The 24,619-nt window shown below is 30.2% G+C and carries 29 protein-coding genes; 19 read left to right on the top strand and 10 right to left on the bottom strand.

Going from position 1 to position 24,619, the window contains the following annotated elements; all coding sequences use genetic code 11:
* Positions 1–393: 393 nt before the first annotated feature.
* From CRN98_RS16125 to CRN98_RS16105, 5 genes are all read left to right on the top strand, one after another.
* Positions 394–735: a zinc ribbon domain-containing protein YjdM gene (locus CRN98_RS16125; RefSeq protein ID WP_097028454.1), complete on the top strand. Its 342-nt coding sequence runs from the start codon at positions 394–396 to the stop codon at positions 733–735.
* Positions 736–998: 263 nt separating this feature from the next.
* Entirely contained in the window at positions 999–3,545 is a 2,547-nt protein-coding gene (locus CRN98_RS16120) for a polysaccharide deacetylase family protein (protein WP_097028452.1), read from the top strand.
* Positions 3,546–3,608: 63 nt separating this feature from the next.
* Positions 3,609–5,495, top strand: a complete 1,887-nt coding sequence (locus CRN98_RS16115) for a glycosyltransferase family 2 protein (protein WP_097028451.1) — start codon at positions 3,609–3,611, stop codon at positions 5,493–5,495.
* A complete protein-coding gene (locus CRN98_RS16110; RefSeq protein ID WP_097028450.1) occupies positions 5,485–7,170 on the top strand; it encodes a polysaccharide deacetylase family protein in 1,686 nt (561 codons plus the stop codon). The genes CRN98_RS16115 and CRN98_RS16110 overlap by 11 nt, the downstream gene beginning before the upstream one ends.
* 15 nt (positions 7,171–7,185) lie before the next feature.
* Positions 7,186–8,235: a glycosyl hydrolase family 18 protein gene (locus CRN98_RS16105; protein WP_097028449.1), complete on the top strand. Its 1,050-nt coding sequence runs from the start codon at positions 7,186–7,188 to the stop codon at positions 8,233–8,235.
* Between the two features lie 204 nt (positions 8,236–8,439).
* Here the strand turns inward: CRN98_RS16105 and CRN98_RS16100 are convergent, their stop codons facing one another.
* The 4 genes from CRN98_RS16100 to CRN98_RS16085 all read right to left on the bottom strand — a co-directional run bounded on the left by CRN98_RS16100 (position 8,440) and on the right by CRN98_RS16085 (position 10,939).
* Complete coding sequence (locus CRN98_RS16100; protein ID WP_097028448.1) at positions 8,440–8,652, bottom strand: hypothetical protein; 213 nt, start codon at positions 8,650–8,652, stop codon at positions 8,440–8,442.
* Positions 8,653–8,737: 85 nt separating this feature from the next.
* Complete coding sequence (locus CRN98_RS16095; protein ID WP_097028447.1) at positions 8,738–8,944, bottom strand: helix-turn-helix transcriptional regulator; 207 nt, start codon at positions 8,942–8,944, stop codon at positions 8,738–8,740.
* Between the two features lie 13 nt (positions 8,945–8,957).
* Entirely contained in the window at positions 8,958–9,374 is a 417-nt protein-coding gene (locus CRN98_RS16090; protein ID WP_097028446.1) for a DUF2178 domain-containing protein, read from the bottom strand.
* A gap of 212 nt (positions 9,375–9,586) precedes the next feature.
* On the bottom strand, positions 9,587–10,939 hold the full coding sequence (locus CRN98_RS16085; RefSeq protein ID WP_179632216.1) for a M14 family zinc carboxypeptidase: 1,353 nt from the start codon (positions 10,937–10,939) through the stop codon (positions 9,587–9,589).
* A gap of 340 nt (positions 10,940–11,279) precedes the next feature.
* On the opposite strand from CRN98_RS16085, the gene CRN98_RS16080 reads away from it, so the two are divergent.
* Positions 11,280–11,621, top strand: coding sequence for a hypothetical protein (locus tag CRN98_RS16080; RefSeq protein WP_097028444.1), 342 nt, complete (start codon positions 11,280–11,282; stop codon positions 11,619–11,621).
* Between the two features lie 304 nt (positions 11,622–11,925).
* Here the strand turns inward: CRN98_RS16080 and CRN98_RS17535 are convergent, their stop codons facing one another.
* Both CRN98_RS17535 and CRN98_RS16070 read right to left on the bottom strand, forming a co-directional pair.
* A complete protein-coding gene (locus CRN98_RS17535; RefSeq protein WP_143331311.1) occupies positions 11,926–12,306 on the bottom strand; it encodes a hypothetical protein in 381 nt (126 codons plus the stop codon).
* A gap of 133 nt (positions 12,307–12,439) precedes the next feature.
* On the bottom strand, positions 12,440–12,871 hold the full coding sequence (locus tag CRN98_RS16070) for an endonuclease V (protein ID WP_097028442.1): 432 nt from the start codon (positions 12,869–12,871) through the stop codon (positions 12,440–12,442).
* A 251-nt stretch (positions 12,872–13,122) separates the two neighbouring features.
* Between CRN98_RS16070 and CRN98_RS16065 the strand changes: the two genes are divergently transcribed.
* From CRN98_RS16065 to CRN98_RS16030, 9 genes are all read left to right on the top strand, one after another.
* Positions 13,123–13,545: a hypothetical protein gene (locus CRN98_RS16065; protein WP_097028441.1), complete on the top strand. Its 423-nt coding sequence runs from the start codon at positions 13,123–13,125 to the stop codon at positions 13,543–13,545.
* 27 nt (positions 13,546–13,572) lie between these two features.
* Positions 13,573–14,313 (top strand): suppressor of fused domain protein, encoded by a 741-nt coding sequence (locus tag CRN98_RS16060; RefSeq protein ID WP_207653602.1) that lies wholly within the window; start codon positions 13,573–13,575, stop codon positions 14,311–14,313.
* A 76-nt stretch (positions 14,314–14,389) separates the two neighbouring features.
* Complete coding sequence (locus CRN98_RS16055) at positions 14,390–14,950, top strand: SMI1/KNR4 family protein (protein WP_097028439.1); 561 nt, start codon at positions 14,390–14,392, stop codon at positions 14,948–14,950.
* Positions 14,951–15,106: 156 nt separating this feature from the next.
* On the top strand, positions 15,107–15,535 hold the full coding sequence (locus tag CRN98_RS16050) for a GNAT family N-acetyltransferase (protein ID WP_242961022.1): 429 nt from the start codon (positions 15,107–15,109) through the stop codon (positions 15,533–15,535).
* 83 nt (positions 15,536–15,618) lie between these two features.
* The gene (locus tag CRN98_RS17875) at positions 15,619–15,891 is read left to right on the top strand and encodes a hypothetical protein (protein ID WP_207653601.1); all 273 of its coding nucleotides are present in this window, start codon (positions 15,619–15,621) and stop codon (positions 15,889–15,891) included.
* Between the two features lie 222 nt (positions 15,892–16,113).
* The gene (locus CRN98_RS17820) at positions 16,114–16,260 is read left to right on the top strand and encodes a hypothetical protein (RefSeq protein WP_179632214.1); all 147 of its coding nucleotides are present in this window, start codon (positions 16,114–16,116) and stop codon (positions 16,258–16,260) included.
* Between the two features lie 17 nt (positions 16,261–16,277).
* Positions 16,278–17,081, top strand: a complete 804-nt coding sequence (locus CRN98_RS16040) for a lipid II flippase Amj family protein (protein WP_097028438.1) — start codon at positions 16,278–16,280, stop codon at positions 17,079–17,081.
* A gap of 121 nt (positions 17,082–17,202) precedes the next feature.
* Entirely contained in the window at positions 17,203–17,529 is a 327-nt protein-coding gene (locus tag CRN98_RS16035; protein WP_097028437.1) for a hypothetical protein, read from the top strand.
* Between the two features lie 66 nt (positions 17,530–17,595).
* The gene (locus CRN98_RS16030; protein ID WP_097028436.1) at positions 17,596–18,006 is read left to right on the top strand and encodes a GNAT family N-acetyltransferase; all 411 of its coding nucleotides are present in this window, start codon (positions 17,596–17,598) and stop codon (positions 18,004–18,006) included.
* A gap of 264 nt (positions 18,007–18,270) precedes the next feature.
* On the opposite strand, the gene CRN98_RS16025 is transcribed toward CRN98_RS16030, so the two are convergent.
* The gene (locus CRN98_RS16025) at positions 18,271–18,660 is read right to left on the bottom strand and encodes a spore coat protein (RefSeq protein ID WP_097028435.1); all 390 of its coding nucleotides are present in this window, start codon (positions 18,658–18,660) and stop codon (positions 18,271–18,273) included.
* Positions 18,661–18,989: 329 nt separating this feature from the next.
* On the opposite strand from CRN98_RS16025, the gene CRN98_RS16020 reads away from it, so the two are divergent.
* Positions 18,990–20,177, top strand: coding sequence for a MalY/PatB family protein (locus tag CRN98_RS16020; protein ID WP_097028434.1), 1,188 nt, complete (start codon positions 18,990–18,992; stop codon positions 20,175–20,177).
* A gap of 160 nt (positions 20,178–20,337) precedes the next feature.
* On the opposite strand, the gene CRN98_RS16015 is transcribed toward CRN98_RS16020, so the two are convergent.
* Positions 20,338–20,727: a spore coat protein gene (locus tag CRN98_RS16015; RefSeq protein WP_097028433.1), complete on the bottom strand. Its 390-nt coding sequence runs from the start codon at positions 20,725–20,727 to the stop codon at positions 20,338–20,340.
* Positions 20,728–20,859: 132 nt separating this feature from the next.
* Here CRN98_RS16015 and CRN98_RS16010 point away from each other — a divergent pair, with 132 nt between their 5' ends.
* Positions 20,860–21,264 (top strand): beta C-S lyase family protein, encoded by a 405-nt coding sequence (locus tag CRN98_RS16010; RefSeq protein ID WP_097028432.1) that lies wholly within the window; start codon positions 20,860–20,862, stop codon positions 21,262–21,264.
* A gap of 133 nt (positions 21,265–21,397) precedes the next feature.
* On the opposite strand, the gene CRN98_RS16005 is transcribed toward CRN98_RS16010, so the two are convergent.
* Entirely contained in the window at positions 21,398–21,784 is a 387-nt protein-coding gene (locus tag CRN98_RS16005; protein ID WP_097028431.1) for a spore coat protein, read from the bottom strand.
* A gap of 462 nt (positions 21,785–22,246) precedes the next feature.
* On the opposite strand from CRN98_RS16005, the gene CRN98_RS16000 reads away from it, so the two are divergent.
* Both CRN98_RS16000 and CRN98_RS15995 read left to right on the top strand, forming a co-directional pair.
* On the top strand, positions 22,247–23,560 hold the full coding sequence (locus tag CRN98_RS16000) for a Na+/H+ antiporter NhaC family protein (protein WP_097028430.1): 1,314 nt from the start codon (positions 22,247–22,249) through the stop codon (positions 23,558–23,560).
* Positions 23,561–23,572: 12 nt separating this feature from the next.
* Positions 23,573–24,424: a serine hydrolase gene (locus CRN98_RS15995; RefSeq protein WP_097028429.1), complete on the top strand. Its 852-nt coding sequence runs from the start codon at positions 23,573–23,575 to the stop codon at positions 24,422–24,424.
* A 114-nt stretch (positions 24,425–24,538) separates the two neighbouring features.
* Here the strand turns inward: CRN98_RS15995 and CRN98_RS17530 are convergent.
* On the bottom strand, positions 24,539–24,619 hold an 81-nt coding region (locus CRN98_RS17530; RefSeq protein ID WP_143331309.1), incomplete at its 5' end, for an IS3 family transposase.

Genomic DNA, 24,619 nt, shown 5'->3' with positions numbered 1-24,619 from the left:
TTGTGTAAATATCTTATTACTCATTAAACCCACCCATTTCTTTATTTACTCTATTATAGATAAAATACCCTACCGGGTAGACTTTTTTCAAGTGTCTATCCGATAGGGTACATTTTATAGTGATATGGGTTTTTATATTAATATTAGGATGATGTTATAGGTGGGAATGATAACTAAGGCAACCCAGGCTTTACAGTAGGACTAGAAAAGAAGCTTTAAGGAAGGTTTGTCAATATTAAAAGAATATGATACTATATGATAGCATATAAGGAACCCCTTATATGTTTTTCTGTAAATTTCAGGTTTGTGATTAATATTCTTATGAAGTTGCAAAAAGAAATTGAAAATAATTCTTATATATTGAAATTAACAACAAATGGAGGAAATGAATTTATGCTTAATTTACCAAATTGCCCAAAATGTAATTCAGAATACACTTATGAAAATGGTAATCTTTTTGTTTGTCCAGAATGTGCTCATGAGTGGACTTCAGAGTCAGGAAACGAAAATGGTGAAGATAAAAAGATTATTAAAGATGCAAATGGAAATATCTTAAACGATGGAGATTCTGTAACAGTAATCAAAGACTTAAAGGTAAAAGGAAGTTCATCATCTATAAAGATGGGTACAAAGGTAAAAAACATAAGATTGGTTGATGGAGATCATGATATTGATTGCAAAATTGATGGTTTTGGAGCTATGAAATTAAAATCTGAATTTGTTAAAAAGATATAAAAAGCTAGGTAGTATTATTAGGCTGTTGATAAATATATTTTGTCAACGGCTTTTTACAATTAATGCTAAAAAAAGGTTATAAAACTAATTGATGTTTGTACATATACCAGATATAATTGATAGTAAATATAACGAGATATTATGCAATAATATAGAAGCAGAATGGCTTTTATGTACATATTTCAGGTTAATGGTCGAAGTGTTAATGCTAAAGGGAAAGGAACAAAGTTAATTTAATAAAAGTCATAATTGTGGGGGGAAATATGAGAAAAAAGTATACTAGTATTGTAGGTTTAATTGTACTAATAAGCATTTTTATAGGTATCTTTATATATAAAAATTATAATATTGATAATAGCTTAGGAAAAATAACCATAAATAAAAAAGGTAAATATGATGCATCAAAGGAAATTAAAGAGGCATTAAATTTATTGAATAGTAATAAAGAGGCAGATGTTATAACAAACGCTCATACATCGTCAAATATAGTATCATTATCATTTGAGGGCCTTAGCAATAAAGATACTATGAATAAAATAATAGATATGCTAGATAAATACGGAATTAAGGCAACGTTTTTTATTCCAGGAATTAAGGCAGCTGAGGATTCCAGTATAGTTAAAATGATTCAAAAAGGTGGACATGATATAGGAAGTGGAACTCTTTCTTGGACTAAGAATATGGAAAAGTTATCTAAGGAAGAGTTGGTTACTGATTTTTGTAGTACTAATAAGATTTTAAAATCTATAACTGGAAAAGATCCTAATTTACTAAAATGCAATTCTACAGTTTATAATGATAACATCTTAAAAGCAGCTTACGCGTCAGGAAATAAATATGTGGTGGATAGTAATCACTATTTAAGTTACCAAAGTTTTAAAAATTATGATGAGGCATATGGATATGTAAATAGCTTAGAAAAAGGAACAATAATCTCCATAAAATTAGAAGGGGTTCTTGATAACTTTGAATATGGAGAAAAAAGAATAGAGGAGAAACCTGCAATAGACAAGCAGGCTGGTATAAATGAGAAAAAGGATAAAGAACAAGAAGAAGTTACTATTATACAAATAGTAGAATGGCTTCTAAAATCAATAGAGGAACAAAATAAAACTGTTATTAAAGTATCTGAGCTTCCAAGTGCTGTGAAATACAATGAATCAGAAAAGAATGAAAATATATTAAATAATAAATATCATAAAAATAATAACTTAGGAAACAAGGAAGCTAAAAATGATATAGATTTAATTAATTTTAAAGAATTAATAGAAAAAAATAATAAAAGACTTGCTCCTGTAATTTCAGAATTTTATACTACTCAAAAGGCTTTAGCCTATACATTTAGAGGGCTAAGTAATGAAGCTAGCTTAGATAAAGTATTGAAAACGCTTGAAAAGCTTAATGTTAAAGGAACATTTTTTGTAACAAAAGAAGAAATATTAAATTACCCTGATAAAATAAATAAGATCATAAGTAAGGGTCATGAAATCGGAAATGGTGGAATAACAACTAGTTCTAAATTATTAAATAAACCAACAGAGGAAATTTGCAGAGAAATATATGAAGTGGATAAATTATTAAAAGATAAAGGTATAATTACAAATGCATATATGGCTGGATATGGATATGCAGATACTGAAATACGAGAAGCTTTATCAGCAATGAGGAGTGTTCCTTCTTTTAAAAACTATGAATTATTTACTTGTTCAAAGGCACCTATCATTCATAAATATAAAGATATGAGTGCTGAAGAAGTTGTATCTAATTATTTTAATATAAATTCATATGTATCTCTTAGAAAAGGAGAAATAGTTTATTTTAGATTGGATTCAGATTTATTTAAAAATAATGATGTTATTGCCAATATAATTGAGCTAGTAACTAAAAATTATGTTAAAAATGGTTATGCTCATAGGTATAATGAAAAATTACAATCATATGATTTAGCTCAAAAACCATTAGGATATTCAGTAGTACCCTTAAGTAATTTACAAAAAACTATTGAAACATCATCACAGTTAGGTAGATACAATATTATAAGCAATCCAATTTCTATGAAGAAAAGAGCCTATGAAGAAGCACTAGGAATGATGAAAACTAATTATATAGGAAATGAGTATATAGATTTAAGTGACTTTAGTGAAGAGGAAAAACTATCTATTGATAAAGATGGAACTATTGATACAAATGGTGAAAATGTTATATTTTTTACCTTTGATGATTGGGGTGGAGACCCTATAGTAAATGAAATATTAGATGTATTAAACAAGCATAAGGCAAAGGCAGGATTCTTTGCAATATCAAAATATACAGATATTAATAGTGGTATATCAAATGTTAATCCAAACCTGCTTAGAACCATTGCTTTAAATGGCCATGATATAGGAAGTCATAATTACAACCATGAACTCTTAGATGCTAGTAGAGAAGAACTTGAAGTTTCATTAATTAAATCTTATGATGTTATGTCCAATATAATAGGTGATTTAGATTCGTTAAGACCATATTTTAGACCACCTACCTTGCTTTTAAGAAAAGAAGGATTAGCGGCTGTATATGAAAGCGGCTATAAATATACTATTAGTGGAAATATTACAACTCATGACTATGAAAGAAATTCTGCACAGGAAATTGCTAGTTATATAGAACAAGAATTAATCAAGGGCAGAGGAAATGTAGTAGTAATGCATATGAATAATCAAAGTTATTACACTGCCGAAGCTTTAGACATATTCTTAGCTAACAATGAAAAGGGATTGTATGGAGAAAAATATAAAGTTGCAAAGCTCAGTGATTATTTAGAAAAATAATGTCATATAGATTAATTTTAGAAGAGTTTTATCTATATATTATGTTCAATGAGGAGTTGAAGTATGAGGTTTAAATATAAGAAATTGAGAAAGGGGCAAGGTGGAGCTGAGGACATTCTTTTAAATCCACGTAGAGATAGAAGGTTACTTGCAAATGTTCCTGATAAAGAAGCTATAAGAAATAGTGTTGATCGTAGAGGGAAAAAGGTATTAGAGGATTATAAGGGTGATCCTAATGTATTTATAAAAAGCAAAAAAGCTGGAATAAGATATATAATGCAAACTGATATTGAAATAATATGTACAAGCTCAAAGGGCAATAGCACATTTAAAGTTAAATCCTTAGATGTCTCAACTACGGGAATTTTATTAGAATTAAAAGATAAAGAACAATTAAATATAATTAGCAGTGCAGAGGATATTACATTAGACTTTAAAATATTGCCTGGTTCTATGCCAGAAGGATATGAAATGAATGTTAAAATTAAAGGAAAAAAGGTTCGAGATTCTATTACAGCAGATGGAAAAATAATATGTGGTATAGAATTTATTGAAACTTTATCAGAGTACTCTAACAGAAAGAAGGATAGGTATGTATTAGCAGCATCTAGTTTATTATTATTATTTATAAGTATATTCATTGTATTAATGCGTGCAGAAAGTCTAATATACTTTAAATTTAATAAATGGACATATTTATATAGTATTATTGCAGCTGTATTTTTATTAAGTAGATATTTATTTGGTGTTTTATACAAGCCTATGCCAATGGATGTTAATTATACACCAGGTGTAACAATAATTATTCCTTGTTTTAATGAAGGCGAGTGGATAGAAAGAACAATTTTAAGTTGTATTAACCAGGATTATCCTATTGATAATCTAGAAGTTATAGTTGTAGATGATTGTTCCAATGATAACTCTGTAGATAAAATTAGGGAGACCATAGATAAATTAAATAATGAAGCAGAAAGATTTGATGCTCCAAATAGGGTGAAGTATTTTGTTCAAGAAAAGAACTTAGGAAAAAGAGAAGCCCTTTGCAGGGGAGTTTTAAATGCAAAGCATGAGTTAGTTGTATTTGTTGATTCAGATAGCTTCTTAGATCCTTTTGCAATAAGAAATCTAGTTCAGCCTTTTAAAGATCCTAAAATGGGTGGAGTATCAGGTAGAACAGATGTTGCAAATACTTATACAAATACTTTAACTAAAATGCAGTCTGTTAGATATTATATTGCCTTTAGAATTATGAAAGCGGCAGAGGCATATTTTGATGCAGTTACATGTTTATCAGGACCTTTATCCTGCTACAAAAAACAAATAGTTATAGATAATATGGATGAATGGATAAATCAAAGATTTTTAGGGCAAAAGGCAACCTTTGGAGATGATAGAGCTATGACTAATTTTGTATTAAATGGGCATAGAACTAGTTATCAAGATACGGCAATTTGTTCTACTATTGTGCCTAATAAGTATAAGGTATTTCTTAAACAGCAAATGAGATGGAAAAGGTCATGGCTGAGAGAATCAATTATTGCAGGAAAATTTATGTGGAAAAAGGAACCCTTTATGGCTGCGTTCTTTTATATGGGAGTATTTGTTCCTATTGCTGCACCTATAATAGTTGTTTATAACCTGGTTTATGTACCAATTGTACATAATATATTTCCAACCACATTTCTTGTTGGATTATTAATGATGGCATTAATGATGAGTTTTGCTCAAATGTTCTTTAGAAAAAGTACAACCTGGATTTTTGGAATGCTATTTTGCATCTTTTATGAAGCGGTATTACTTTGGCAAATGCCTATAGCATGGGTAACTTTTTGGAAATCAACCTGGGGTACCAGAATGACTCCAAGTGATATAGAAGCTCAAAGGAAAAAAGAGCAAAGGAAAGGTGCTAGTATATTAGGTAAAAAGGGGGGGGATGTATATGAAAAATAAAAATTTTTCTCCTGAAAAAAAAGATAGAGTTAAGAAAATAAGAAGTATATTTCAAGGGATAATTTTATTTGCAATCCTAGTATTTATTATAAAAGCTCTATGTACCTTTTCAGTATATAAGCCCTATACATTAGATACTATTTCTAAAAATGAAAAGAGTGGATTTATTGCGGTATCATATTTTGGTGTAGATAGGACTGGAGATGATACACTAATAAGTACTGAAGCATTGGAGAAGCAAATAAAAGCGTTAAAAGACAATGGCTATGTAACAATAACTCAGCAAGATATATTAGATTACTATACAAAAGGAAAGGCCTTACCAGAAAAATCATTATTTTTATTATTTGAGGATGGAAGAAAGGATACAGCAATATTTTCTCAAAAAATTCTAGAAAAGTATAACTATAAAGCCACAATGCTAACTTATGCAGATAAATTTGCAAAGAAAGATCCTAAGTTTTTAATGCCTAAAGATTTATTAAAATTAAAAGATAGCTCCTATTGGGAATTAGGGACTAATGGATATAGGCTAGAGTATATAAATGTTTTTGATAAATACTCAAATTATTTGGGAAGATTAAATTCTGTTGAGTTTTCAAAATTGGCCCCTAAAATTAATAGAGAATACAATCATTATTTGATGGATTACATTAGAGATGAACATGGTATTCCTATGGAAACCTATGAAGAGATGAAAGAGCGTATTAATAGTGACTATAAAAAATTATCTTCTATATATAATGAAGAGCTTGGAGCCATACCCTCTTTGTATGCTTTAATGCATTCAAACACAGGAAAGTTTGGTACAAATGATAAAGCTAGTGAAGTAAATGGCAAATGGATTAAAGAGTTATTTAGCATGAATTTTAATAGAGAGGGATACTCATTAAATTTACCTGACAGTTCTATTTATGATTTGACTAGAATTCAACCACAGGCATATTGGAGCACCAATCATTTATTAATGAGAATTTGGGATGATACTAAAAAAAATACTGAATTTGTTACAGGCGATGAAGAAAAAGCTAGTAAATTTCAAGAAATAAAAGGACAAGCAGAGTTTATAGATGATAAAATTATATTAACATCATTACCAAAGGAAAAAGGACTTATTAAGCTCATAAACAGTGAAAGTTATAAGGATATTAAAATATCAACAACATTAAAGGGTAATGTTATAGGTTCTCAATCTATATACTTAAGATCCAATGAAGATGGGAGTAATAGTATATGTGTTCAACTTATTAATAATATGGTTAATGTTATAGAAAATTCAAATGGAAATAAAAATATCATATATTCTTTAGATTTAAGTGATAAGAATAAGGATAAAAAAGTTGATATAAAGGAACCTGGAAGTAAGAAAGTTGATATAACATTAATTGATAAAAAACTGACTTTAGCTATTGATGACAAGAAGATAGTAGAAGGCTTAAAAGTAAATAACGAAAGTGAAGGAAGTGTTCTTCTTGAGTCTTCATGGGGAAACTATGGATATAGCCAAAGAAATATTGCAGATGATGTATATGATGGAGTATTTAAAAGTTTTAAAGTAACTAATACAAATAATGAAGTATTATATGATTCTTCATTAAAAGGAGTGGAAGCTGTAACTTATAAGGTTAAGACTTCCTTTAATAAACTTGTCAATTGGTTTATTAAAAATTTATAATTTGAGAGGGAATTAATGAGTAATAATGTGAGAAAAAGCTTAGCCTTTATTACATTAGTAATATTATTAATATCAGTTATATTTGTAAATGCTAATTCAAAAGAAGATAATTTTAAGAACAAAGATGTAGTATTGGATAAAGATACAAGATTATTTAGTGAGGATATAAATAATCTATCAGCTTGGGTTGCATACTGGGACTTAAATTCTGATAAAGAAATAAGAACTTTAGATAAGGAATTGAAAAATATTTGTTATTTTGCAGCTAATTTTAATTCCAATAATGAATTAGTGATGCCAGAAAAACTAATTAATTACTATGATAAAACAAAGAGTTCTAGTTACAATAAATATATAACCATTGTTAATGATAAGATAAATAGTGATGGAAGTTCCTTATTAAAAGACACTAATTTATTAAAATCTTTATTAAGTAATGAAGATTTAAGAAGTAAGCATATTAAAGAAATCATAAACTTAGCAGTTAAATATGACTTTGATGGTATAGAAATTGATTATGAACAAATAAAAGATGATATGAAACTCTGGGAAGATTATATATTATTTATAAATGAATTATACCAAGAATGTAAAAAAGAAGGTTTAAAGCTAAGAGTTTTATTAGAACCTAACGTACCCTTTGATAAATTGAGTTTTGATAAAGGGCCAACCTATGTAATAATGTGCTACAATTTGCATGGAGGTTTTAGTAAACCAGGAGAAAAAGCAAATCCTAAGTTTATTATGAGTTTAATGGAAAAGACCAGTAAAATTCCAGGAAATAAGGATTTTGCAATTGCTACTGGAGGGTTTAACTGGGCATCTAATGGAAAAACTACGCCTGTTTCGGAAATTGAAGCCAACCGTATACTAAAAGAATATGGGGTTAAAGTAAAACGTGATGATGAAAGCCAGAGCTTGTTTTTTAATTATAAAGATGAAAATAATATAGAACACGAGGTATGGTATGCGGATAAAGTTACATTGAATTCTTGGATGAAGGTTATAACAGAAAAGGGATATAATATTAGTATCTGGAGACTAGGCGGCAATTTGTTTCAATAGGATAATTAGAAAGTATAATAATTGGGAGCATATATAGATTTAATTTGTATAAATCTATGTATGCTCCTTTGTTAATAGGCTGTCACTTTTGTGGGAGCCTATATTATTTTAGCTGGACATTTTTATCTACGGCATAATAATGTAAATATCTGGTTTAAAAGAAGCTAAGCTGTATTTTAAAGCTTAGCTCCTTTTACTTGCAAATTACTTAATTATAAAAGATACAATCCCTAAAATTATACACAGGATTCCACTTAATAATTGACCTATTCCTGAAGCTTGTCCAAGGAAGAAAAGATTGAATATATTTTTTTGTTTTTGGGTTTTTCCTATAAGTGCATCATCGGTTTTCATTCTATATATACCCCATAATACTAATACTACTCCAAAAAGTATAAACAATAGTCTTTCAATCATAATATGTTTGCCTCCATTTATTATTTTATTATTTTTAGTATATTATTTTTAAAATTCCTCTTAAAAATTATATTGTATAATATTATCATAATTTGTCATCTTCTTCGAATACAAAAGTCTCTTCAATTGTTAAGTTAAAAACTAAAGATATTTTATATGCTAGTAAAACAGATGGATTATATTGTTGTTTTTCTAGAGAGATAATTGTTCTTGAAGATACACATACCTTATCAGCTAATTCTTGTTGTGTCATTCCATGTTCTAAACGCAATTCTTTTATTTTATTTTTCATAGCGTTCTCCTAATTAAAGAAAATAGTCATAATATTTTTTAGCTAATACGCTAGTAATTGAGGAAAATATTATAATGATAAATAAAGCAGTGTTTGTTGGAATTGTAATCCACTTTGAAATAAACATCATAATGAAAATCACAATGGTAAGAATGCTTATGGTAAAGTATGAAGCCTTTCCTTCTATTAAATCATCTCTCTCATCATATTCTTTTGATAGCTCCTTATCTAGCTTTTTACCATTAGTATTATATTTAACGTGAGAAGTTATAGTGTAAACTAAAAACACTGCTCCTACGAATAGCTCTATAACACCAGAATAAAATCCTTCTATAGCATTAGCTTTAGTGTAATTGAAAATTATTTCGAAAAAACCCATTGTAAGTAATGCTAATGAGACTAAATAAAGTTGCATAAATTTATTTTTCAAACCAATCACCCCTAACATAGAATAATATGAAGTTTACTTCTCGTGAAGTTTACTTCATGTGAAGCTAACTTCATATTATTCCATCTTGAGGAAAATGTCAAGAATTAATTTGCTTAAATAGGAAAATTAGCAGTAACTTAAAAAAAGCCTCTGAACAATATTAATTCAGAGGTTTTCACAAAATAATATATGACTTTTTATTTAATTAATTTTTACCAGCCATTTCCCCATGTTAGATAATCTGGAACCTCTGAACCTGGTCCATAAGGCTCACTCTGTATCATAGTAAGTATGGAGTTCTTTGCTCCTTCTACCATTTTGCTTTGTTCTGGTGGAGCAATTCCTACCATTTGAGCTTTTGAGGTTTTTCTAAACCACACATCCTTAACTCCATTCCATTCACCCTTATATATCCACTGATCTGCGGGCAATTCATTTTCCCATGTGCATTGTTCGTCAATTGTGCCATTTGGGTTTGACTTTCCGCCACTATAAACTTCAATAGTGTAGGAGTGTATACCAAGTCTGCCGTATGTCCAATCTATCATTTCCGCAGTAGTAGGATAGTCGTCATAGGATTGTTTCGTATAGAATTTTCTTCCAGTAGTCTTTTCTAGTGAGTTTTTCATATCAAGCGCTACTTTTTCCATAAACTCAGCATCCTTTGGCTTTTCAGAAGTATTACACCATGGAGTTAATACACATTGTATACCTGTGTGAAGAGTTGCTAAAGCATGGATTTTCTTTGTCATTAAGAAATTTTGAACAGCTTTTACTTCAGGTTCTGCAGCAGGGTTAGATCCTGCTCTTGTATAGGCATTTCCGCCTAACACTGGTTTTGTATCTACATCTAGGTAATTCCACAAATAATCAAATGTCCTATTTAAGTCAATATTGCTTTGTTTTGGATCATCTCCAAATACTCCATTTTTATCCCAGTCAGGGCTCTCCATACCAATTTTCTTTCTATCTTTTATAGCTGAATCTTTAGATCCTACATATATATCAGATATTACTCCATCACCATCTGTATCTTTATAGGGGTCGCTAAACACTATATTATTACCATTACGGTCTGTTGGTCTTAAATTTTCTCTGATTGGATATATAAATGATTGGGCATACCCATCAGGATTCAGAACAGGCACAATATATATTATATAATTATCTAAGATATTCTTTACTTTTTTATCAGAATCATAATTGGTAGCAAGCCACCAAGCTGTGTAAGCTGCACTTTCAGCGGATTCTTGCTCATTTCCATGAATATTTCCAATTACAGCAATACCAGTTTTATCTTTTTCATTCTTTGCATTACTGCTTAATTCAATGGCATTTATTTTTCTTTCCCTCCAAGTATGACCTATTGGATAAGTTTTTGCTATCTTAGGATATTCCTTAGATAAATTTTTTAATAAACTATCATGAAATTCTATAGTATGTCTTTGGTCCCAGTTGATGCTCTTTAAGTTGTCTGCTGAATCTTTACTACTTTGAGCAGATACATGGCTGCAAGGCGCAATTAATAAAAGAGCAGTTAAAAATAATGAAGTAAATTTTTTCATAATCATCCCCCTTTAAATTATAAGTTATATATTATTTTGTGATAATATAAGGCATTTGTAATTAATAGGACTTTATTATTTAATTTACTTTTTCTTTAGATTATATTCAGTGAATTTGCAATATATTTCCAAATAAATTAACAACATTACATTTCCAATATAAAACCACAATAATTTTATTGACATTATTTTTTATAGCAAGTTATTAAATAAATTTATCATATGAACATCACACCACTAAGGGTATGATTATCAGCGATAAAAAGTATTAAGAAGTTTCTGAATTTAAAGGAGATTAAGCTTTTATATAGAATTTATATGGTGAGAGGATGTGGGGATTATGGATAAGTATAAAATACCATTGGGGACTTTAGTTGAGGTAAAACATATTGATTTACAAGCCGATAAAAAGAATCATGGAGTAAGACTTTATGTTGTGGCACACCATAAAGATGCAAAAGGAGTACCTATATATTCTTTAGGGTTAAAAGGGGAAACTAATGCCTTAAAAATGTATAATGGATACTACGAGGAAAATTTGAGAGTTATTGATAAAATATCTGTTGAATTAACTAAGGATGAAATCAATGATATAGTTCAGTGGGGAGAGACTTGTGAAGAAGAAGGATGGCTTATTGAAAAGGAAATAAATTTAAAAAATAGATTAAGCAAAATTATTTAATGAATATAAGAATTAAATCTAGCAGCTTATATTATAATGCTGCTAGATTTTTATAATTAACATATATATAGAATATAATTTATTATACACTTGTAGTAAATGGTGAAATTTTTATATAGCTTTTTTAGCAAGTGTGGGAATAAAGGAGTAAACTGTACTCTATGAGATAGATACACAAAAGAGCCTATGTTAACTACAGGCATTATACCTTACTAAAAAAATCATCCTGGAAGTTAAATTCTAGGGTGACATTCTGTCTTGTTGTGTACTTGTCAAAGGGTATAATTTGCCCTTTAAATTATAATTAATAATTTATATTATCTCCTCTATGATGGAAGAATGGTCTTTCATGAAAAAACGGTCTCTCATGGAAAAATGGTCTTTCATGGAAGAAAAATGGTTCTTCATTGAAGAAGAATGGTCTTTCATTGAAGAAAAACGGTCTTTCATGAAAAAATGGTCTCTCATCGAAGAAAAATGGACGGCGAGGATCTGGATCATCAGGGCCAGCAGGATCATTAGGATTATCAGGATTATCATAAGACATCATTTGTTGTCCATGCATCATAGGGCAGCAGCACATCATAGGGCAGCAGCACATCATAGGACAATGCATTCCATGCTGATAGCATTTATGATGATGGTGGGAATTGCGAGTATGTTCTAGGTTATCGTTTCTATACATTAATATGCCCCCATAAAATTTTTGTACACAATATAATAATATGCAGGAGGTAAATAAATGTTACAAATTTTAAAATGGGTTAAAACTTATAAAATAAAAAATTTTCTAAATATATGATAGTTATTTCGCTAAATCAAGAACTGAGCTTAAAGTCTGCGGAATAGTTCAAATCAATTCCAATAGAGCTTACATATAAGGGTTTAGTGCTTTCCCCTCTGTAAATTTCTACATAGTTTTCAGCATCTTTAAAAAATGTTTTTGCAACTCCAATAACAGGAATTTTACATTCTAATGCATCGTATAAATGTGCACCTAATCCTTTTCTATCTTCATTAATCAAAACAAAGCTATCAGTTATTATCAAATTTATCTTTTCCTCAACATTTTCCAAAGCTTTAAGTATACAGGGTAATTCTCTTTTGTAAAACTTACCCGGTTCATAGTCCTCTATATCTTCCACAATTACGGTGTATTGTGATAGTATTTGCTCTTCTTTATTAAATATAATGCAGCAGGATTTAGCATAAGTTTCGTAATAATAAACATCAAAACAAGCAATATTCATATATTCAACATCAATTCCCCTTTTAATGAATCTTCCATTATTTTACGAATTTATTTCCTTAATATGTTATAATTGTAATGCAGAATAACTATAACAACAAGAAATAAATTTCTAAAGTATTACATATTTTATGTGGCTTAAAATCCCTTGAAATGTTGACAATAAGTGAAACTCAAAAAGACATTGAGTTTAAACTAGATAATGTAAGAATTACAACTGTTACGAATTAAATATCATGAGAGGGTGTAATAATGGAAAGAAGTTTAAAAAACGATGTAATTACTACAGCAGAAAGTTTTACTAACAATTTTTCTCATAGAGGAAATTTTGATTATAGTGTAGAAAGTTTACAAGAATTAGATGATATATTGGAAGAATTAAGTGATTATGAACTTGATGAAGATACTTTGTATTCAGCTTCTTCGATGGCTGGCAGCTATATTTTTGAGGTGGCAAGAAGAAACTATGGAGGAGAATACTATTGGGGCAAAGAAAGGGAACAGCCAGTACTAGTAACTGGACAACCTAATTTTTCTGTGTCAATATATGCCTTTGAAAAGGTAAAGGGTAGAATTGTAAATGGAGAAGAAGATAATATACCATTTTATTTTAAAGGATATATAGAAGCAGTTGAGAAAGGTAGAAAAGCTGGATATAACGCAACCATCGTATAATACAAGAATGTAAAGGAGTAGATAAAAATGTTCAAGAAAATATTTGGTGGTAAAAAAGATAAGGGTAAATCAAAGGATGGAACAAACATATATACTTATGAAAATACTGGAAGCGGAAATTTGAGTAATGTTGCAGAGATGATGTACATAGAAGAGATCACTGCTCACTTCGATAAAGTATTCCCGGGGAGGGTTAGCAATGTATTTCATGAAATTATTTCAGATATAGTACATATAGATGTTCACTTTATGGAGCCAACTGATGAAGAACCTTTTAGAGTTATTTATACCACAGGCATGAGTGATTTACCAATGACTCTGCCAAGTGAGCTTGAAAAGGAGTGGGGTCATCTAAAGAGAGCAGAGCTTATGATGTTTCTTCCTGAGTCATGGCCAATTGATTCTGAAGTCTTTGAGGATGAAAGGTACTATTGGCCAATAAGACTTTTGAAACAATTAGCAAGATTTCCACATATGTATAATACTTGGTTAGGGTATGGACATACAATACCAAACTCCGAGGAATACATTCCATATGCTGAGAATACTGAATTGAACGGAGTTATTTTATCTTCACTAAAAGAAGAAATAAGCTCGATTAATACTAAGGATGGAAACTTAATAAATATTTACAGTATTATCCCTTTATATAAAGAAGAAATGGATTATAAATTAGAAAATGGAATGGATGCTTTGTTTGAGAAATTATCAGAAGTTGAAGGAAGCGGCCATTGGATTGATTCTTCAAGAAAAAATGTCTGTAAATAATTAAGACTAAAATTAGCTTTTTATAAAGGAAGAATTGAAATTAGTAAAAATAGTAAGAGAGAGGTAATACAAAGATATGCAAAAACAATTAAAAGTTCTAGATAACCATTTGAAAGTATCAAGACCGGATTTTTATTTAAAGCTTAATACTCCACTGAAGGAAAATGAAATTCAGGCCTTAGAAGAAAGATTTAATGTTTCTTTACCTGCTGATTTAAAAGCTCTTTATCAATGGAAGAATGGACAAAATGATAGGTGTTATGATTCTTTTGTGAACAATTCAATGTTTATGCCATTAGAAGAGGTATTGGATACTGCTAAGGAAATGACTGAAATGATTGGTTCTGACTTTGAGATTGATAATTGGTGGAATGAAAACTGGTTGCCTATATTCCATAATGGTGGTGGTGACCATATTTGTTATGACATGGGTGGAACTTTTACAGGTCAGATGGGGCAATTAATTGAGTTTTGGCATGCGGATAATGACAGAAATATTATTGCACCAGACCTGAAATCTTTTATTGAGTCTATAAATCAATTTTATGAAACAAAATCAGTAATGGATTTTGATGAATACTTTGAAGTAGATAATATAAAAAACTTTCCTCAAAAATTTTATCTCAATGGCGAGTAGATAGCTCTTGCATTTAGCAGTTTGTGTATTAAGGAATAACAAAATAGAAGATTTTATTCATAATTTATTTTTAAATAAATATCTAGAGCATTATGGATATTTATAGTTAGATTATATGTAGTAAAGGTTATTTATATTTTGTGAGGTGTAAGTGAAATGGATTCTAGATATGAAATAACAATTCCAATGGAGGAAGAAGCTGAGTATATCGGAAATATGTTGCTGGAGTTCAATCTCCAATCAAAACCGCTTTCTCAGGAAAAACCGTTTATAGGCATCAACAGATGCATAAAAGATGAAAACGGAGAGATTATTGGCGGAATCTTGGCATGTTTAGCATTATGGCACATCCTCAGTATTGACACATTATGGGTAAAAAAAGAATTTCGTAACCAGGGAGTTGCAAAACAATTATTAAGACTTGTAGAAGCTGAGGCGAGAAATATGGGCTGCCATATTGTATATCTGAGTACATATGACTTTCAGGCGAAAGATTTTTATTTGAAAAATGGATATGAAATTTTCGGCGTATTAGAAGACTGTCCCAAAGAGCACAAGCTTTATCATTTATCCAAGAGATTATAATATATTATAATTTTCATGTAAGCTAAGAACTAGTTGTATAATATTGTGTAATAAAAAGGTTGATTTTATGGAGGAGGGTTAGTTTGAGAAACAACGAAAAGTTCATTAAATCTTGGGGAAAATATAGAAAAAAAGGCAAATCTAAATATATGCTAATCAGAGGTATAATATATACCATAGTATCTTGGTCAACTTTTATAGCCTTTATATTAGTCAAAGGGAATGACTTGAATCAGCTAACGAAATATTTGCCTCTATTCTTTGGGGGATTAATGGGATTTATAATCAGTTCACCTATAGCTTGGAATAAGAATGAAGAAAAATATCATAAACTATTAAAAAACAAAGTATCATAATAGGAACTTATCCGGTGAATACATTACTATATTGAATGGATTTATACATTCATTTATGTTAATAGGTGTATTATTATTTATTAGGGGATTGGTGGAAGTATTATCAAATAAAAAATTAAAGAAAGAAAATATCTAATGTACAATATAATAAGACGATGTAGCTAACAAATTTAAACATATGTAAGCTAAGACTTAGTTGTACAATAAAGGGAAATTATTAGTATGCAAAATATAGGTATTGTAGGGGCTTTTGGTTTTTTAGGTATTATTAAAGCAATTTTAGAAGTTATGCTTTATATGTCGGCTATTATTGTATCATTTAAAGCAGTACAAGCGTTGAACATTTATATTGATAAAAATTCAAGATAACATATAGGAGAAAGAAAATGCCTAAACAAGTAATAATAGTATTGATTCTTACATGTATTATTTACGTAATTTCAACACTATCATATTCAGTAAGAATTGTTGGAGTAAGAACAGGAAAGATAGCAATATCTTTCGCGATATTTAATATATTTGCATTAGTTTCTAGAACTGCAAATAGTATTCAAGCTCCATTAATGGCTAAAACAATTGAAAGCACTATAAAAACAGGAAATCCTGAAAGTCTATTGTATGTATTTAGATGGATAATATTTTCTACAACAGCAGCAACAATTATTGGTGCTCTTTTGATGCCAACATTTATAAAAGTTTTTGAGAAAGCGGTAGAATCATTTACTATTCATCGTTCTATTCCCAGGTTATTACTACATGGTTTCTCTAAGTCAGGAATAGAGCAGTTCCAGAGTAGTATTACAAAACCTAAAAGGGAAAATTTAGCACAATTAAAAAGCTTACAAATGATTCCTAAGAAAATTATTTTACTTAATACAGCAGCTTTTGCAATATCAGTTGTTGGCATTTTAGCATCATTATATGCAGGCTGTTTAAATCCAGAATTAAGAACTACCTGTAGTACGTTAGCATCTGTAGTAAATGGGGTGTCAACAATACTGATGTTTATATTCATAGATCCATTTATATCAATGCTAACAGATGATGTAATAACAGGAAAATGTACTGAACTACAGTTTAATAGATGCATAATTTTTATTGTAGGAGGATTAATAGCAGGTACAATATTAGCGCAATTTTTATTAGTTCCAGCAGCTGAAGTAATATCTTTTATAGCTAAATTAATTTAAAGTTGAAAGTCTTTTAAATGCTGCATGAAATATTAATATAGAAACATCTAAAATATATTATAATTTTCATGTAAGCTAAGACTTAGTTGTAAAATTGTACGAATTAGAAAGAAGGTTTAAAATGGTTGGAAAATATAAAGTAATAACACTTTGCGGAAGCACAAAATTTAAAGATGAATTTATACAAGCACAGAAAGAATTAACATTAAAAGGGAATATAGTGATTTCAGTCGGATTATTTGGACATGCTGACGGTGAATTTAAAAACTGTATTACTAATGAAATCAAAATAATGCTTGATGATATACATAAAAGAAAAATTGATATGTCTGACGAGATATTTGTAATTAATAAAGGCAAATATATAGGAGAAAGTACAAAAAGTGAAATAGAATATGCTATAAAAACATGTAAAAAAGTTAATTATTTAGAACCAGTTAATGTTTAATTTACAATCGTAAGCTAAAACGAAGTTATTAAAATATTTTTCTAAATTTTGAGGAGGGGTTTTGCTATGAAATTTATAGAAGATAATTATATATTTACGGATAATGCTGCCCAAATTAAATTAGATGAAGTTAGCAACTTGTTGAGGCAGTCGCATTGGGCTAAAAATCGACCTACTGAAATTATTGCTAAAACAATTGAAACTTCCCTTTGTTTTTCGATTTATCATAATGATATGCAAATCGGATTTGCAAGGGTTGTAAGTGATTATGCTGTTTATAGTTTAATATTAGATGTAATCATTGATGAAAAATATAGAGGTAAGGGTTTAGGTAAAAAATTAATTGAATTCATAAATAATCATCCAAGTATAATAGATACAAGCAAAGTTCTTTGGACAAAGTATGCTCAAGAATTCTATTTAAAGTGTGGATTTAAGGAAGAAGATTGCTATAAATTTATGTTTAATAGACATTGATCAATATTAAAAGTTTTTTACATGTTGCATGAAATACTAGTATGGCAACATGTAAAACATATTATAATTTTCATGTAAGCTAAGAACTAGTTGTATAATATGGCGTAATAAATCTAAGTCATATACTCATAAGCTTAAGAAATTTAAAATAGAGTCAGTACACTAAGAATTATACCCAGTGCACTGACCCGTTATTTCATATTATAGAACTCGAACTACTCAACATTATAGTTAAATAAACTGATACAATTCAGTTTATTAGCTTTATCCAACAATTGGGCATAAAGGAACTCTAACTAAAACAAGTTCATCTGTTGTGTTGGTTTCAACGTCAAATACCAAGAATGCATTTCCGTCAAATACAAATGCACAAATAAGAGTTACATCTCTTCCAGGTCCTGAAGTTGGAATTTGATCTGGACCTACTATTCGACAACGGCCAACTTGTGGTATTAATGCTGCTGCTTGAGCAGGTGTTAATCTTATTATAAGCACTTCTTGTATATCTGTTCCGGGAACTTCTACTTCTACTTCAACAAGCAACACAAAAACGCCGGGAGCTAATTCAGCAACACATGTTGCACCAATTTCTACAGGTGATCTTTGGCACCTTCTATCATTAGCAGTTAGATTTGAAGAGTTTGGTGTAGCCATTATATTCACCCCCTGGTTGTATATTAGAGATAGGGGACTTGCCCTTACCTCTAATAATAGAATATTCTATATTGAGAAAAAGGTTACGACTTTTTATACAAAAAGAAATGAAATTAACATGATATAATATGGAATAATTTTAAAATCATGGATAAAGTTGATAAAAAGATTAAAATATATGATAAAATAGTTTTATGATTATTCTTGAAATTCACATACATTCGTAAAGTGCTTAATAACTAAAATGTTTTAAAAACTAAATGCCATTACCAGATAATATCTATTTGAGATATTAATATATAAATTTAAAATCTTTAAGGGGGAAAGAAATGAAGTATGATTTTAAAACATTGGTATCAAGAAAAGGCACTGGATCTGAAAAGTGGGAACAGATGTATGCTTGGAATCCACAGGTTGGAGATGATGTAGTTCCGTTTTCAGTGGCAGACATGGAACTTAAAAGTCCACCAGAACTAATTGATGGGCTAAAAAGATTTTTAGATAATGCTGTTTTAGGGTATACAATGCCTTATGATGGATTTTATGATGCGGTTATAGGGTGGCAAAAAACAAAACATAATTGGAATATCAAGAAAGAATGGATTGTAAATACTCCTGGAGTTGTAGATGCATTTTATGCGGCAATGAGAGCTTTTACTAATCCTGGTGATGGTGTAATTATCTTCAAACCAGTATATTATCCATTTTCAATGGCTATTGATGACAATGAAAGAGAACTCGTTAATTGTCCGCTTATTAACACCAATGGATATTACACAATTGATTATGATAAATTCGATGAATTAGCTAAAGAGCCAAAAAATAAGTTGCTTATTTTCTGTAGCCCCCATAATCCAGTTGGAAGGGTATGGAATAAAGAAGAATTGGAAAGGGTAGCCGAAATAGCTATTAAAAATGATTTAATTGTTGTATCCGATGAAATTTGGAATGACTTAATTATGCCTGGATATGATCACACTGTATTTGCAACAGTAAATGAGCAGTTAAATGACAGACTTATAACTTGTACGGCTCCATCTAAGACATTTAATTTGGCAGGGCTTGCAATTTCAAATATTATCATTTCAAATGAAAATTTAAGAAAAGAATTTAAAAAAGCAATTGATGTTGTTCGTGGAGGAACTGTAAATATATTAGGCTATAAAGCTTGTGAAATAGGTTATACAAAATGTGAAGGCTGGCTTGAAGAGGTAATCAAGTTAGTTGATACAAATCAAAAGGTTGTTAAAAAGTTCTTTGAAGATAATTTTCCTAAAATAAAAGCTCCATTGATAGAAGGAACTTATTTACAATGGGTTGACTTTAATGCACTAAAAATGACAAATAAGTTATTAGAAAAATTTATGCATATGGAAGCTGAATTCTTCTTAGATGAAGGCTATATCTTTGGCATCGAGGGAAGTGGGTATGAAAGAATAAATTTAGCAGCACCGACCCATGTAATTGAAAAGGCACTTAAAAGACTTGAGAAGGTGCTAAAAAAGGTCTATAAGTAATAAATAAATCTAAGTTATATACTCATAAGCTTAAGAAATTTAAAATAGAGTCAGTACACTGAGAATTATACCCAGTGCACTGACCCGTTATTTCATATTATAGAACTTGAACTACTCAACATTATAGTTAAATAAACTGATACAATTCAGTTTATTGGCTTTATCCAACAATTGGGCATAAAGGAACTCTAACTAAAACAAGGTCATCTGTTCTGTTGGTTTCAACGTCAAATACCAAAAATGCATTTCCGCCAAATACAAATACGCAAATAAGATCTACATCTCTTCCAGGTGCTGGAGTTGGAATTTGGTCTGGACCTACTATTTGACAACGGCCAACTTGTGGTATTAAAGCTGCTGCTTGAGCAGGTGTTAATCTTATTATAAGCACTTCTTCTATATCTGGTCCGGGAACTTCTACTTCTACTTCAACAAGTAATACAAAAACGTCGGGAGCTAATTGAGCAACACATGTTGCACCAATTTCTACAGGTGAGCTTTGACACCTTCTATCATTAGCAGTTAGATTTGAAGAGTTTGGTGTATTCATTATATTCACCCCCTGCTTTTATTTTAGAGATAGTGGACTTGCCCTTACCTCTAATAACAGGATATGTTATTCTGAGAAAAAGGTTACGACTTTTTATTTGTTGTATCCGATGAGATTTGGAATGACTTAATTATGCCTGGATATGATCACACTGTATTTGCAACAGTAAATATATTAGGCTATAAAGCTTGTGAAATAGGTTATGCAAAATGTGAAGACTGGATTGAAGAGGTAATCAAGTTAGTTGATACAAATCAAAAGGTTGTTAAAAAGTTCTTTAAAGATAATTTTTCTAAAATAAAAGCTCCATTGATAGAAGGAACTTATTTACAATGGGTTGACTTTAATGCACTAAAAATGACAAATAAGTTATTAGAAAAATTTATGCATATGGAAGCTGAATTCTTCCTAGATGAAGGCTATATCTTTGGTACCGAGGGAAGTGGGTATGAAAGAATAAATTTAGCAGCACCGACTCATGTAATTGAAAAGGCTCTTGAAAGACTTGAGAAGGTACTAAAAAAGGTCTATAAGTAATAAATAAATCTAAGTTATATACTCATAAGTTTAAGAAATTTAAAATAGAGTCAGTACGCTGAGAATTATACCCAGTACACTGGCCCTTTATTTATAGTTAATTGAAGTGATACAATTTAGTTTATTAGTTTTATCAAACAATTGGGCATAAAGGGATTCTAACTAAAACAAGCCTATCTGTTGTGTTGGTTTCAACGTCATATACTAAAAATGCATTTTCGCCAAATACAAATACACAAATAAGATTTATTTGTGCTCCAGGGTCTACAATTACAGGGTCATCTTTATCTATTATTAGACAACGGCCAACTTCTGGTATTAATGCTGCTGCTTGAGCAGGTGTTAATCTTATTATAAGCACTTCTTGTATATCTTCTCCGGGAACTTCTACTTCTACTTCAACAAGCAACACAAAAACGTTGGGAGCTAATTCAGCAACACATGTTGCACCAATTCCCACAGGTGATCTTTGGCACATTTTATCATTAGCAGTTGGATTTGGAGATTCTGGTGTAATCATTTTATTCATCACCTACTTTTATATTAGAGATAGGGGACTTGCCCTTACTTCTAATAATAGAATATTCTATATTGAGAAAAAGGTTACGACTTCTTATACAAAAGAAATGAAAATGACATGATATAATATGTAATAATTTTACATGCCACGAGTGCCACCCACATGGCATGTGACAAATGCAGACACTACAGAAATTTATAAGAATACGATTAGGTTTTTAGGTGCCACTTTATTCTAGAGCGCTGATCCCACGTAAAATGTAATAAAGTCTAAATCAATTTCATAAGATTAATATATACAGGCAAATGGAGGTGTGAGTATAACTAAGCCATTTCTTTAATTCTATCCGATGAATCTAATGGAGAACAAATCAGATAATTCATTTCAAAAAACTATTAAGATAAATTCTATATAAAAGTTCCAATATTATTTATGAACAAACCAAAAAGGAGTGATTGATAAGTGGAAACAACAGAACTTATTTTTGGGTTACCTCCTATAGTAGGGCTTTTACCTCTTATTATCTATATTATTTTATCATTTAAAGAAGATATGAATCCTGTAGTTAACGTATTTATATGTGCATTAATTGGCGCAATACTTGTAAAACAGCCAATAATGCAATTGGGCTCTGTTATAGCTGCTTCAACCGGATCCTTCTTAGCTTTGATAGGTCTTATTATAATGCTAGGTTCAGGATTAGGTTCAGTATTAAAGAAAACTGGAGTTGCCGAAAATCTTATTAATATTTTAATGACTAAGATAGGTGTTAATACTGAAAAAAAGGCTATTTTAGCAACTATGATTACATCAATAGTATTAGTTACATTGCTTGGAACTATGGCTGGTGCAAATGCAGTAATAGCTCCAATAATTATCCCGTTAGTAGCCTCTATGGGTATTACACCAAGTACTGTTGCTGTGATATTTCAAGGTGCTGGTCAAACTGGACTTTTCCTGGGACCTTTTAGTCCACCAGTTGTAACAATCATGGAAATCACAGGACTTACTTATCCTCAGGTTCTAATGTATGCCAGCCTTCCAATTGCTGCAGTTATGTGGGTAGTAACATATTTTAGAGCAAGAAAAACGCAAAAAGAAACATTTGGAGTTTATAAATATAAATTAGACGAAGAAATTAAATCAAATTATCAAGCAACACCTGAAGTAAAGAGAGCTACTACTGTATTTCTTGTAGTGATTTTAGCACTTATAGCCTATGGTATCTACGCAAAAGGTGGAGCAGCTTATGCTATTTTAATTATGGTTGTATCTGCGGTTTGTACAGGAGTTGCTGCTAAAATTAAAATTGGAGTTGTTGCTGATACTTTCTTTGAAGGTATGGCTAGATTAGTGTGGATGTTTGTAATGTTTTTAATATTTGAACCATTTTTAATGTTTGTGGAAAAATCCGGTGCATTCAAAGCGTTATTTGAAATTTTAACACCATTAATTCAAAGCAGTGGAGAAGTGGTATTTAGTGTAGTTGCTGCATTAATTGGAGTTTTTGGAATCAATGGTGCTGCGGTAGCACAAGCATTATTAATGGACAGCTTATTTGGAACCATGGCTCAAGGGTTAGGAGTTCACATTGGACTTTGGGCAGCAGTTTTATTAGTCGGAAGTCAAATTACGTCTTTTGCATATCCAGGAGGAGATATGTTAGGACAGATGGGTCTTGCAAGATCAAATGATTTAAAATCAATGTTAAAAATGGGATACTCAATAATTATGGCTACCATGGCTGTACTTATTGTATTAGCATTGATATTATAAGGAGGGTTTAAGGTGATAGATCAAAAATTATATTCAATATTAGGCACATTAGAAGGTGAAGTAGGAATATACTTTGAAGATATTCAAACAGGGGAAAAGATATTAATAAATCCAGACAGCGTATTTTCAGCAGCAAGTACTGTAAAGATACCTTTAGTTTCACTTTTATTTCAAGAGGTTAGTGAAGGTAAAATAAATTTAAATGACATCATTGAATTAAGTGAAGAAAATAGAGTTGGAGGTACAGGAATAATAAAGAATTTAGATAAAAGATATAAACCAACAGTACTGGATTTAGCAACTCTTGCTATCATTGTAAGCGACAACGCAGCAACAAATCAGCTTGTAGATTTAGTTGGAGGATTAGAAGGAATTACAAAATACTGTGATTCTATTGGACTTACAAACACTAAGTTTCAGAGAAAAATGATGGATATTAAAGCTAAAGCATCTGGAAAGGATAATCTTACTACAGCTAGGGATATGGGAAACATCTTAGCAAAGCTTGCAAGAAATGAAATAGTCTCAGCTAATGCTTCAAGACAAATCGTTGATATAATGAAAAGTCAACAGCTTAGATCAAAACTTCCAGCCTATATTCCAGCTATTGATACATCTGATCCAGCGGATCACCATACTAAAATAACTCATGGAACAGTTATGGTTGCAAATAAAACTGGAGATTTAGATAGAGTACAGCATGACGTAGGAATATTTATATTGCCTGGCAATAACTATTATATTTTAACCATGTTTACAAGTAATTTATCAGCAGATTCAGAGGGAATACGTGCAATTGGAGAAGTATCAAAGGCCATCTATGAAGAAATGGCCGCAAAGTATCAGTATAAAAAGGAAAATTAGTGAAAGATATTAGGTATAACTTGTATAATATTATAATTTAGGTGTAAAATAAAAAAAGACTATGAAGAATCTTATTTTAAAATGTACCCTTTGTCAAGGACACAATAAAAAAGACTAAGCGGTTTTAAGGAGATGATCCCTGTATTGTACAGGGGTCATTTTGTTTAGTCCCCACTGATACCTATAATTGTTATA

Origin of the sequence: Clostridium peptidivorans, from assembly GCF_900205925.1 — a bacterium.
GTDB lineage: Bacteria > Bacillota > Clostridia > Clostridiales > Clostridiaceae > Clostridium_AK > Clostridium_AK peptidivorans.
Note: the sequence above shows the minus strand (reverse complement) of the source record. Positions and strands in the feature narration are given on the sequence as shown.

Excerpts from the sequence above, each read along its gene's own strand:
- CRN98_RS16010 (WP_097028432.1), top strand. The coding sequence starts at position 20,860 with ATGCCTGGATATGATCACACTGTATTTGCAACAGTAAATATATTAGGC.
- CRN98_RS16100 (WP_097028448.1), bottom strand. The coding sequence starts at position 8,652 with ATGATTGAAAGACTATTGTTTATACTTTTTGGAGTAGTATTAGTATTA.
- CRN98_RS17820 (WP_179632214.1), top strand. The coding sequence starts at position 16,114 with ATGCAAAATATAGGTATTGTAGGGGCTTTTGGTTTTTTAGGTATTATT.
- CRN98_RS16040 (WP_097028438.1), top strand. The coding sequence starts at position 16,278 with ATGCCTAAACAAGTAATAATAGTATTGATTCTTACATGTATTATTTAC.
- CRN98_RS16060 (WP_207653602.1), top strand. The coding sequence starts at position 13,573 with ATGTTCAAGAAAATATTTGGTGGTAAAAAAGATAAGGGTAAATCAAAG.
- CRN98_RS16080 (WP_097028444.1), top strand. The coding sequence starts at position 11,280 with ATGGATAAGTATAAAATACCATTGGGGACTTTAGTTGAGGTAAAACAT.
- CRN98_RS16120 (WP_097028452.1), top strand. The coding sequence starts at position 999 with ATGAGAAAAAAGTATACTAGTATTGTAGGTTTAATTGTACTAATAAGC.
- CRN98_RS16035 (WP_097028437.1), top strand. The coding sequence starts at position 17,203 with ATGGTTGGAAAATATAAAGTAATAACACTTTGCGGAAGCACAAAATTT.
- CRN98_RS16115 (WP_097028451.1), top strand. The coding sequence starts at position 3,609 with ATGAGGTTTAAATATAAGAAATTGAGAAAGGGGCAAGGTGGAGCTGAG.
- CRN98_RS16005 (WP_097028431.1), bottom strand. The coding sequence starts at position 21,784 with ATGATTACACCAGAATCTCCAAATCCAACTGCTAATGATAAAATGTGC.
- CRN98_RS16085 (WP_179632216.1), bottom strand. The coding sequence starts at position 10,939 with ATGAAAAAATTTACTTCATTATTTTTAACTGCTCTTTTATTAATTGCG.
- CRN98_RS17535 (WP_143331311.1), bottom strand. The coding sequence starts at position 12,306 with ATGTATAGAAACGATAACCTAGAACATACTCGCAATTCCCACCATCAT.
- CRN98_RS16065 (WP_097028441.1), top strand. The coding sequence starts at position 13,123 with ATGGAAAGAAGTTTAAAAAACGATGTAATTACTACAGCAGAAAGTTTT.
- CRN98_RS16030 (WP_097028436.1), top strand. The coding sequence starts at position 17,596 with ATGAAATTTATAGAAGATAATTATATATTTACGGATAATGCTGCCCAA.
- CRN98_RS16055 (WP_097028439.1), top strand. The coding sequence starts at position 14,390 with ATGCAAAAACAATTAAAAGTTCTAGATAACCATTTGAAAGTATCAAGA.
- CRN98_RS16025 (WP_097028435.1), bottom strand. The coding sequence starts at position 18,660 with ATGGCTACACCAAACTCTTCAAATCTAACTGCTAATGATAGAAGGTGC.
- CRN98_RS16110 (WP_097028450.1), top strand. The coding sequence starts at position 5,485 with ATGAAAAATAAAAATTTTTCTCCTGAAAAAAAAGATAGAGTTAAGAAA.
- CRN98_RS16050 (WP_242961022.1), top strand. The coding sequence starts at position 15,107 with ATGGATTCTAGATATGAAATAACAATTCCAATGGAGGAAGAAGCTGAG.
- CRN98_RS16070 (WP_097028442.1), bottom strand. The coding sequence starts at position 12,871 with ATGAATATTGCTTGTTTTGATGTTTATTATTACGAAACTTATGCTAAA.
- CRN98_RS16105 (WP_097028449.1), top strand. The coding sequence starts at position 7,186 with ATGAGTAATAATGTGAGAAAAAGCTTAGCCTTTATTACATTAGTAATA.
- CRN98_RS16020 (WP_097028434.1), top strand. The coding sequence starts at position 18,990 with ATGAAGTATGATTTTAAAACATTGGTATCAAGAAAAGGCACTGGATCT.
- CRN98_RS16095 (WP_097028447.1), bottom strand. The coding sequence starts at position 8,944 with ATGAAAAATAAAATAAAAGAATTGCGTTTAGAACATGGAATGACACAA.
- CRN98_RS16015 (WP_097028433.1), bottom strand. The coding sequence starts at position 20,727 with ATGAATACACCAAACTCTTCAAATCTAACTGCTAATGATAGAAGGTGT.
- CRN98_RS16125 (WP_097028454.1), top strand. The coding sequence starts at position 394 with ATGCTTAATTTACCAAATTGCCCAAAATGTAATTCAGAATACACTTAT.